Origin of the sequence: Rhodopirellula maiorica SM1 (genome assembly GCF_000346295.1) — a bacterium.
Lineage (GTDB): Bacteria > Planctomycetota > Planctomycetia > Pirellulales > Pirellulaceae > Novipirellula > Novipirellula maiorica.
Genome location: NZ_ANOG01000194.1, coordinates 1 through 10,869 on the forward strand (window position 1 = coordinate 1; position 10,869 = coordinate 10,869).

Genomic DNA, 10,869 nt, shown 5'->3' on the forward strand with positions numbered 1-10,869 from the left:
GAGGCAACAGCCGCCGTGGTCTCTTTTCCTGCTTTCCCGAACAACTCGTTCAGTTTTTTCTGTGCGATCTCGTTTTTCTCTTTCGCAGCACCACCGGCCTTGCGGCTGAACTCAACCAGTTGAGCCTTCAAATCGTCACGATTTAGCCGCACTTCGTCGGGAGTCAGCTGGGCACCAAAGCGGTGTTGCACCCAATCGACCAAGCCTTCGCGGTCGAGCGAAATTTGAGCACCTTGTTTTTCAGTGAAGCGAGAAATACCGGCAATAACGGGGTATTCCGATTCCTTCTGCGTGTATGCTTCCTCGGCTCGTTTGTACAGCGATTCGCTGACTTGACGCAGGTCTTCGACATCGCGGAATTCGTCGGGGGTGGTTTCGATCCCGAATTTGTGACGCATCCAGGCACACATTGTTCGCAGACCAAAGTCCGCATCCAAAAACGGTTCGCCTTCGGTCAAATCGACCGTGCCGATTCGCTCGTGAGCCTTTTGGATCAATTCGTCGGTGAGTTCATCGCGTTCCATCTTCTTCAATTGGTGCTCTTGGTAATTCGTGCCAAGCCGGGTATTCGCCCAGTTGGTCAACGCCTTCCAATTCCACTCGTCTTCCATCGCTTGAGGAAGATTCTCTTCGATGATTTCGTGAACAGTGACTTCCGCCGCTCGTTCGGCTTGATCGACCGCGTAGGTCTTTGCCATCTCGAAATCCATGTTTTGGAAATCACGTGACTCGAGTTGGCAATCAAGTTGGCTACCGGCATAAGCGGCGAAGGTATCGACGCCGTAGTTGGGATCCAGGAACGTGTTGACGAACTTTTCAATTTGGGCCTGAATCAAATCCAGGATCATGTTGCGTGAACTATGACCGTCCAACAGGTTTTGGCGATAGCGATACACACGCTTGCGTTGCTCGTCCATCACTTCGTCATAGTCGAGCAAGCTCTTGCGAATTTCGTAGTTGCGTTCTTCGACCTTTTTCTGTGCCGAAGCGATGCGGCGAGTCACCATCGAATGCTCGATCGCTTCGCCTTCTTTCATGCCCAGGCGTTCCATCATGCTCTTGACGAAATCGCCGGCAAAGATCCGCATCAAATCGTCTTCGAGGGACAAAAAGAATCGGCTCGAACCGGGATCGCCTTGACGACCACAACGACCGCGAAGCTGCAAATCGATACGGCGAGATTCATGGCGTTCGGTCCCAAGTACGTACAAACCACCCAGGTCGCGAACCACGTCGCCTTCTTCGCTCATCTTTTCACGTGCATCGATCTCTTCGACCAATGCGTTCCACTCGTCGTCGGGAACTTCCAGCCGGGTTGGATATTTATGTTGCAATTGTGCCCACGCCATCGTTTCGGGATTACCACCGAGCACGATGTCGGTACCACGACCGGCCATGTTGGTCGCGATTGTCACCGCGTTGATCCGACCTGCTTGCGAAACAATATCGGCTTCACGACCGTGGTTTTTCGCGTTCAGAACGTCGTGTTTGATGCCGCGGCGTTCGAGCAGTTCGGATAGCCGTTCACTCTTTTCGATGCTGACCGTACCGATCAATACCGGCCGGCCGCTGCGTTCGATCGATTCGATCTTGCTCATCGCATAGGTTTCGGGATTCTTTTCTCCCTTGGCGATGATCACGACTTCGTCTTCGTCACTCTTTTGAATCTTGCCCCAAACCTCGTTGCCATCTTTCAGATTGATGACATCCCACTTGTGAGCTCGTTCCACTTCATCGGCGAGTGCGTTGAATTTGTCTTTTTCGGTCAAGTAGATCAAATCGAGATGTTCAATCCGCTTCATTTCGCGGTTGGTCGGAATCGCAACGACATCCAGTCCATAAATCTTCATGAACTCGGTCGCTTCGGTCATCGCCGTCCCGGTCATCCCGGAAAGTTTCTTGTACATCTTGAAGATGTTTTGCAATGACGCGGTCGCAAACGTTTGCGTTTCTTGCTTGATCGGCACGCCTTCTTTGGCTTCGACCGCTTGGTGCAGTCCGTCGCTCCATTGGCGACCTTCCATCAAACGTCCGGTAAATTCGTCGACAATGACAATCTGGCGATCTTTGACGACGTAGTTGACGTCCAACTTGTATAGGTAATGGGCTTTGAGCGAGTTATCGATCAAGTGTGGCCATTCCATGTTGCCGGCGGTGTAGAAGCTTTCGACTCCGGCCAACTTTTCGGCCTCGCGAACTCCTTCGTCGGTCAACGTGACGTTGTGTTGTTTTTCGTCGACGGTGAAGTGGACTTCCTTCTTCAGTTGTCGTGCGACGCGATCGGCATCCCCATAGCGGCCGAGATCCAAATCGGCAGGACCGCTGATGATCAATGGAGTTCGTGCTTCATCGATCAGAATGTTGTCGACTTCGTCGATAATCGCGTAGTTCAGCGGTCCTTGGCATTGTTGAGCTTCCTTCGGATAACGATCGTCACCCTTAGCGGCCGGACGCATGTTGTCGCGAAGGTAATCAAAACCGAACTCGTTGTTTGTTCCGTAAGTGATGTCACAGGCGTAGGCCGCTTGCTTTTCCGCGGTCGACATGCCCGACTGGATCGCGTTGACCGTCAATCCGAGGTTCATGTACAGCGGAGCCATCCATTCCATGTCACGACGGGCCAAGTAATCGTTGACCGTAATGACGTGAACGCCTTTGCCTTCGATCGCGTTCAGGTACGCCGGCAGCGTTGCCACCAACGTTTTACCTTCCCCCGTGACCATTTCCGCGATGTTGCCGTTGTGAAGCACCATCCCACCGATCAGCTGGACGTCGTAATGACGCATGCTGAGGAATCGCTTACCTCCTTCGCGACAGACCGCAAAGGCTTCTTCGAGAATGTCGTCAAGCGTTTCGCCATCGCGGAGCCGCTTGCGAAAGTTTTCGGTTTGTTGACGGAGCTCGTCGTCGCTCATCGCCTCGTATTTTGATTCCAGCTCGCCGATCGCTTCGGCTCGTTGGCGTAGTTTTGCGACATGGCGAGCATTCGCCGAACCGAAAACCGAGGTAATGCTGCGTTCCACAGCACCGAAAGCGCCACCGAAGATAACGCCACAAATATCAAAAAGTCGTTCGAAGAAAGACATATTTTTCGTCGGGGTAAGGTCGTATGCGATTCGGGGGAACCGCAGTATCTGGATGAACACGTCTCAAAAACACAGGCTTTAAATTGCCCACCACGAGAGCCGAACCCTGTGTACGTTTGATCCGTCGTCGCGAGCGTCAATATGACACGTTTGCGGGGCAACATGAAGGTTGTGGCAAATCCAGGACCGAGCCGGAAGCCTCCATGCAATCATCGCGGCGCACGTTACAAAAACGCGTACCTAAATGCCGTTACATCCGCAAGTTACGAGTTTAGTGAAGATGGGTCAACTGCGATTGTTTTTTCTGTCGGTGGCGGGCTCGAGCCTGACATTGCCCTAATTGCCAAAACAATGCCAAAAACGACAATCCCATAGATAGCCAGAACGACATTCATCAGGCTCCCTTGGATCAGCGTCGTCAATAAAACAGGGAAAAAGGACTCGCCAAACGTGACGAGATTGTTTGCCACTCCGGTCGGTTCGAACTGGAATCCCGTCAACTTCGATGCTAACGACGTCGAGACAACCCCGCAAATGATATCAAGCGTGCCTCCGATCGGTACAGCGACCGAGATCAAAACTCGCGTTCCATACATGATGCCTAGCGTCCATTTTACCGACTTTTTGCGTCGCCACGCATGACGGCCGTCCGCCAATCCAACCAGGTGTACAAAACGCAAAAAATGGCGATTCCGACCACCATCGCGGGTATTTGCTGGCTATTGGTGGCTGCCATTCCTAGCAAAAAGCTTGGCATGGCGCTCAAAAAACAAACAAACGTCCAGCGAATGGCAATTCGCCAAAGCGGCAGCGGTTGGCGGATTTCAGCAGGCAGGTCGCCATTGAAACCATGACGGGCGTCGTCAACCTCAGCCTCTGCTACCTCCACTGGGGCGTAGGGATTCAGGCGGGACGAGTCGTTCGTCATCAAAATGGCTCGAAGCGGAAGTGAAGGAGTTATCGTTCGTGCGAAGCTTCCTAGACGTGGGGGCGAGAACTAACCCCACAACGGACCATATACTGAGAGTGAGGCCGCTTTCGGAAAATCATTCGACGCCGCGCCGATCAACTCCTAGGATAACAACCAATCGAGTGATTTGTTCCCTCTTCATACGCGGCGGTGATGGGTTCGCGTGTGGCTGAGAACCGATTTTCGATCGCCTGCGTTTTCCGCTCGCCTGCTTCGCAGCTCCGCCCCCACTCTTTGACGTCGAATCTATGCCCATGAGCGATTTTCAATCCAACCACGTCTTGGCGTTCCCTCGTTTTCCTAGAACCGACTTTCCCAAAACGATGCTGACGCGAGTGCTCGTTTGCCTAGTCGCGGCTGCCAGCGTGTTTTGTTTGATGCCTCAAATCGCGGTGGGGCAAGGCAGTGGTCTGGGCTCGTTCGGCACCTTGGGAGGAGTTGAACCCGGGGGCCGCTATCCGTCGCAAGAGTATTACATTGCACTGGAAATCTATCGCAGCGGTGATCTCGAAAATGCGTTAGACGCTTTCGAGGGGGCACTACGCAGCACCCGTCGCGACATCAATGGGCGTTGGATCGATTCAATTCCGGTGTATGCGATGTTGGCGGAATGTTATTGGCACATGGGCAGCGTGCCGCAATCGCGTGAGCACATTGATGCCGCGATGCAGGTGGCGGTTCGCTATCGTGGATGGCTGAATAAAGTCGATTGGCGGTCTGCGGTCCGCGAAGGGGTTCAGGTGTCTCCGCCGACCGGGGTTTGGCCGGCTGCGTTGGCAATTAAACGAATCCCCACCTCGGATCGGATCATGTATCGTTCCGGGCAACAGGTCACCGAGCAAACGTTGATCCAAGGCGGAGTGATCGAAGAACCTAATCTGCGTGCGATGGATATCATCGAGATCATGCGCGGCTTGGCGATCGCGTCGTATCGCCGACGAATCATCTTAGGACCGCTTTCGGAACAGGACAATTTCGTCAACGAATTGGCCGAATCCACCAATGTCGGTGGGCTTCCCCAACCGATCGCGCAAACGATGGTCGGGGCATTGCATGGGGCGGCCCGTTTTGCAGCATACGACGACAAGCGTGCGTTTCCCGAAGCTTCGAGGTCCGCGTTGTCCAATGGCGGAGCCCATCCCTTGTCGGCGATCGCGTTATTGGTTCAAGCATCCGTGCTGGCCGAATCCGCCAACGCCGAAGGATCGCTGGCGGCGGCGCTAGCGTGCGTGAACGTGGCTGCGGCGCTGGAACAACCTGAATTGATCGGCGAGGCGTTGCAGTTGGCTGCCGGAGTGGCGTCTGAGAAAGAGGCGAACGTCGTGCGAACGGCCGCCGATACGGCCGCCAACGCGATGGTCCGCAAATCCCGGTTGGCGTCGGTACACAGTTTTGTTGCGTCGGCCGATGCCGCGATTAAATCGCGTGATTACGATACGGCCACCCTTTCGATCGGACACGCAAAATCGTTGTCGGACCGTCGTGACGTGCAGCAACCGCGGATCGATGCCTATGGAGCCTACGTCGCTGCGAAATTGGCTGCGGGACGCGGCGAGGCGTTTGGGATGAAATCGAGTAGCGTTGTCGACAAGGCATACGGATCGATGCGGACGTTTGCCCAGCAACATCGGGTACGTAATCGAACGCTGGTTTCGATGCCGAGCACGTATCAGTTCGCACTGCTTAGCCAATCACTTGGAACGCGGATCGGAGGATCGACCAGCGATGCGATCCTCGATTATTTCACCAACGATCCGCCGCCCGGATTGTGGCGGCGTGATCCCGTCGACGCAATGACATTTTTGACAATCGATCGATCGGCTGCGTTGGCAATGCGACTTGCAATCGCTGCGGAACAGACCGACGGCGACAAAGTCTTGGTCCGCACTGACACGCTGTTGGCGGAACGATTTTCGCAAACGCTTCCGTTGGCGGGCCGCGTGGCTCATGTGCGTGTCCTGGCTAGTGCCGAGGATCAAGCACTCAGTGATGATCAGCGAAAGTTCCGCGATCAAGGGCCCGCCGAATTCAAACAGCTTCGCCAAATGGTTGTGGAAAATGCCAATTTGGCGCCTGCAACCGTCAACGATTCGTTGGTTGACAAACTAGGACAGCAACAAGAATCACTCGCCACATTGATTGCGTTTTCGCGCGGTTCATTGCCTCGTTTGGCTCCGCCACGCATCGATGAAAAAGCACCGATTCAAGAGCTGCCCAAACGGACAGCGCTGGTGACATTTGCGTTCGTTGGCAATCGTTTGTATACGACGTTTTCGTTGAACGGAAATACGCAAACATGGGCCAACAACAACACGTCACGACTGCCCTCGATGATTGGATCGGTCTTGCGATCGATCGGTGTGGGAAAAACGCGTGGTTCGCGTTTGCCCGAAGACACCGCTTGGCGAAAAGACGCAGCGGCACTGTTGAAGTTCCTGTTTCCAGAGGCAAGCCTATTCGCCGGCACAGACATTGATGATCTGGTGATCGTGCCCGATGGGCCGTTGTGGTATCTGCCGTTTGACATACTTCCCATTGATGGTGAGGACGCCGAATTTTTAGGTGATAAGATTAGTATCCGCTATGCCGCGACGCCCGGGTTGGCACTGCGTCCCTCACCTGTTCGTCAAAAGTGTAGGGCTGTGGGGCTTGCGGCAAATCGTTTCTTTGCCCCGCGAGATTTGGAAGTCAACACTGCCATCACCCAGTCGATTGTGGATGCGGCGGCAGGATCGATCTTGTTGCCTGCTGCGGATATGCCTCCGAGCACGATGCTAGGCATTGTTTTAGACAGTTTGATCGTTGCGTCGCCCAGCGTGATGGATATGGGCAACCCATTTGCGATGAGTGTGTTGCCGTACGAGGCGGGAAAACCGAATGCCGCACTCGGAGCATGGCTGCAATTCCCATCCCAGCTGCCCACTACGATCGCGTTGGCTGGTTTTCGCTCGCAAGCCGAAGCGGCGCGGCTTGGGGATGGACGCGATCTGTTTATGACCCTGTGTGCGTTGAATGTCGCAGGCGTGGACGATGTGCTGGTCAGCCGCTGGGCCGTGGGCGGAGAATCCAGTGCGATCGTGCTTCGCGAATTCTCACAAGAACTGCCGTTTTCGGGCATGGTCGACGCGTGGAGACGGGCGCGGATGGTGTTGCGACGCTCGGATTTGGATCCGTTGACTGAGCCGCTATTGGCTCATGCCGACAAAGACTTAGAAAACGTCACCGGCGAGGAGCCGCTGTTTTGGGCTGGCTATTTAATGTCCTCTCCAATCGATCCGGCGGCCGCAGCGAAGCCCTAACGGAAAGTCGGCAGCCAGGGTAGCGAAAAATCGCAAACGGCTTGTTGATTTAGTCGTTTAACAGTCAACTCGAAGGCGCACTCGCATCCGTGATGCGTACGCCTATCGGCTAGCGTGTTAGACGAAGCATTCTAAAGTCAGACTCATTCAACAAGCCGTCAAGCGTTTTGGCGGTTCACAATAGAGAAGCGAAACTCTCCGCGAGTTTCGCTACGTTGATGGAACTAATGCCAACCGTCACTCGGCTAATTCGGGGAACACTTCGGCGTTGAGTTCCATGCGGCTGATGATCGAACGCAGGCGGAGCTGAAAGTCGCTTTTGAAATTTGCGACTTGCTGTTCCGTCAACTCGGTCTTTTCCGCCACCGCTTTGTTGGACAATCCGACCACGTACAGCAACTCAATCGCTTTGAGCTTGGACCAGTTCTCGCCTTGTTTCCATCGTTGGATCTGCTCGGCGATCGCATCACGAATGGCCGCTTGTTCGATCTGCTTTCGTTCGCCGCTGCGGGCAATCGAGCTGGCGACACGTTCGCCGCCGGTAAAATCGATGTTAGTCCCGTCGCCCGATCCACGGCGGTGCAATTGCAACGCCGGGCGTCGTCCTTCACGCCGCAAATGGTCGGTCAATTTGTAGGCACAGATGGAAAACAGATAGCTCTCCAGCCGCTTCGATCCGTCGTAATTCGGCAAACTGATCAAGAACCCCACAAAGGCTTCTTGCACAATGTCTTCGCTCGCCGCACGGTCACGAATCCGGCTCTGGGTGTACGCCAACAACCTACCTTCGTAACGATCGATCAATGCCTGCCACGCATCGGAATCGCCATCGCGAATCCGAGCGACCAAGTGAGTATCGATTTCGCTAGGTTCTGACATCGTCATGGGTTACCTACTGAACCACAATGGGCAAGCTCTCGCTGTGGCTGTTGAATTCCGGAGCATACATACACTCGATGTTCGCATATCCAGTCTGGTACTCGCCTTTCAGCTGGACGCGTGTGCTGTACTCGAACACATACGTTCCCTTTGGCAAGTAGTCGATAAAGAAATGCGTTGCCGTGTCACGTGTTGATTCGTAATAACCCAGCCCATCTTGGTATTTGTACTGAGATAAAACGTTGACCGGCTCGGTACCGCTGCCGCGATAATCTTTCATATGAGCATACTCCATATCCCGGTCGGTCCGCAAAACGATCCGCACGACCAATTCGTCCCCCACCGATACCGGTCCGTCCACTGCGACCAGCGTCGGTCCATCGGCGGTGTTCTTTTTGACAAAGAGCTTCTTTTCCAGCGTTAACGGCGTTTCTTCGTGCGGCGTTACCTTGCTGATGTCTTCGAGGTACTGCCAGTGCAAACTGCCCCAGGCGACTCCCTCGTCGACTTTTTGCATGGTGACGTTGCCAAGTTCCGGTTTGACTTCGCCAGCGCCGAAGCGGGCTTCATAGAAACCGGTACCGGCTTCGACATCCGCCGGCTCGATCAATTGCTTGCCAAGCTCGACGCGAACCAATTCATCAGATGCCAATAGATCGCTACCTCGCAGCAGCAAAGCGTAGATCGCATCGGCCGTCGCCTTGGTTGTCTTCCAATCCCGAGTTTGTTTCTGCTTCAGCAGCCAAACCTTGCACGATTCGACCGCGTCGCGATCGTTCATCACCTCGTCAAAGGCTTCGATCATCATCGCTTGGGTCTCAATCGGAGCACGGTACCACCACCATGACAATTCGTTCTCGCGCCAGAACATGCCTAGTTCTTCATCACTGACCGATCGCTCTTTGATCGACGCCATGATGCCTTGAGCGGCTTCGGCGTGACCAAATCGCTTCAGCGCAACGGCCATGTGAGCCTGGGATTGGCGGACCGCCAATTTCAACCAATGCGTTTTAGCTTGGTTGACCCAGTAATTGACGGCTTCGCGATGTTCCGGTGCGACCACTTGGTCTTGCAGGAAGAAGCTACGGCCATACAAGTACAGCGCAATCGTTGTCGACAGATGATTTTTGTCTCGGTTCTCTGGTTTGATGTCTTCGTACTGCTTGGTCACCCAGCCGTCGAGTCGCGTGAGCGATCGGATCGCAGGTTGGGCATCCATCGAGACGCCTAGATGCCGCATCCGCCCAAATCCGGTCGTGATGTACAGCGTGATAAAGTCATTGCCACGTCCCCCGGGGAACCAAGGCCACGATCCATCCTCGAGTTGCATCTCGGTCAACTTAAATAGGTTTCGCTTCGTTTCGTCCTGCAGCCGATTGTTGTCAAACAGGATACCAACGTTGCGACGAGCCTGGCTTTCGTTTTCCGCTTGGCGAACCCATGGAGTTTCTTCGAGCATCACGGTTTTCAGTTCCTCGTTCTTCTCCAGCGGACTGTCCAGCGCCGCAGTGCCTCGCCACTGATCAAACACACGCTCAATCTTGGGATCGCTGTTGGCGATGTGTTGGGCCAGCGTGTTGGCGTACAGGCGGTTGAATACCTGCTCGCTGCACTCGTAGGGATATTCCATCAAATACGGAAGTGCCATCACGGCGTACCACGACGGGTTCGACGCGACCTGCAGCGTCAGCGATTGATGCTGTAGCGTGTCGGAGCTACCGGATTGAAGCAGCTTTTCAAAATCAAACTCCTTCACCTGTTTGCCCCGGATCGGCAATGGAATCGATTCGGTAACCAAAACGCGGCGTGACAGGACTGGCAAATAGCCTTCTTCACCATCGGAGAGTCGTCCGGTGGATCCAACGGCCTTGTAGGTCAAAAATCCGATTCCATCGGGCACTTTGATCTTCCAAGACAGCGATTTCGATTGACCCGCAGGAATCGTGAACGACTGATCCAACGTGTCGTTGCCGAGCTGGGAATCCACGTTTTTCATGCTTTTCGCATTGGCAAACGACAAGCGAACTTGCCCAGTTTGCTGAGTTGGCGATTGGTTACTGACTTTGACCGTGAACTCGATCAAGTCACCTTCGCGAACGAAGCGAGGTGGATTGGGCTGGACCATCAAGTCCTTTGCCGTCACCGTTTTGCCGCTCAAAAAGCCGCTGCGTAGTTTCGAGTCATGGGCAAACCCCAGGAATTTCCATTCGGTCAGTGCTTCGGGCATCGTGAATTCCATCCGCACGGTACCATCGTTTCCGGCCCGCAGATGAGGAAAAAAGAAGGCGGTTTCGTTCAGATTTTTGCGTGCCGAAACGCTTTCCAAATCGACACTCGCAGCGTCCTGCCCATCACCACCTTCTTGCCCGGCGGCCTGTCGCTCTGCTCCGCCCATTTTGTCGTCGGCCTGCATCGACATCGCCGCGAGGCCCTCGGCTTTGCCCTCCATCATTCCAGCATCCATTGCTGCTGACATCGGCGCCGGGGCGGCAAGCGAACCTGCCATTTCCATTCCCGATCGCCTCACCCCCTTCGACAGAGCTCGGAATTGGTATCCCCACAAGTTTTGGACGATCATCGACGGGTAATGTCGGTACGCCAACGTTGCGTTGCGTCGATCGTGACTCCATCCGTG

General features: G+C 54.5%; 5 protein-coding genes. 1 reads left to right on the plus strand and 4 read right to left on the minus strand.

The window, feature by feature from the left end:
- Positions 1–3,086 (minus strand): preprotein translocase subunit SecA (gene secA / locus RMSM_RS05965; protein WP_008693023.1); only part of this gene is annotated, 3,086 nt, incomplete at its 3' end.
- A 613-nt stretch (positions 3,087–3,699) separates the two neighbouring features.
- Positions 3,700–4,014: a hypothetical protein gene (locus RMSM_RS05975; RefSeq protein WP_040764317.1), complete on the minus strand. Its 315-nt coding sequence runs from the start codon at positions 4,012–4,014 to the stop codon at positions 3,700–3,702.
- A gap of 296 nt (positions 4,015–4,310) precedes the next feature.
- Here RMSM_RS05975 and RMSM_RS05980 point away from each other — a divergent pair, with 296 nt between their 5' ends.
- Positions 4,311–7,355, plus strand: coding sequence for a CHAT domain-containing protein (locus tag RMSM_RS05980; RefSeq protein ID WP_008693026.1), 3,045 nt, complete (start codon positions 4,311–4,313; stop codon positions 7,353–7,355).
- Between the two features lie 237 nt (positions 7,356–7,592).
- On the opposite strand, the gene RMSM_RS05985 is transcribed toward RMSM_RS05980, so the two are convergent.
- Positions 7,593–8,240 (minus strand): RNA polymerase sigma factor, encoded by a 648-nt coding sequence (locus RMSM_RS05985; protein WP_008693027.1) that lies wholly within the window; start codon positions 8,238–8,240, stop codon positions 7,593–7,595.
- A 7-nt stretch (positions 8,241–8,247) separates the two neighbouring features.
- Positions 8,248–10,869 (minus strand): alpha-2-macroglobulin family protein (locus tag RMSM_RS05990; protein ID WP_315850131.1); only part of this gene is annotated, 2,622 nt, incomplete at its 5' end.

Bases quoted from the DNA above. Each gene is read 5' to 3' on its own strand.
- RMSM_RS05980 (WP_008693026.1), top strand. From the start codon at position 4,311: ATGAGCGATTTTCAATCCAACCACGTCTTGGCGTTCCCTCGTTTTCCT.
- RMSM_RS05985 (WP_008693027.1), bottom strand. From the start codon at position 8,240: ATGACGATGTCAGAACCTAGCGAAATCGATACTCACTTGGTCGCTCGG.
- RMSM_RS05975 (WP_040764317.1), bottom strand. From the start codon at position 4,014: ATGACGAACGACTCGTCCCGCCTGAATCCCTACGCCCCAGTGGAGGTA.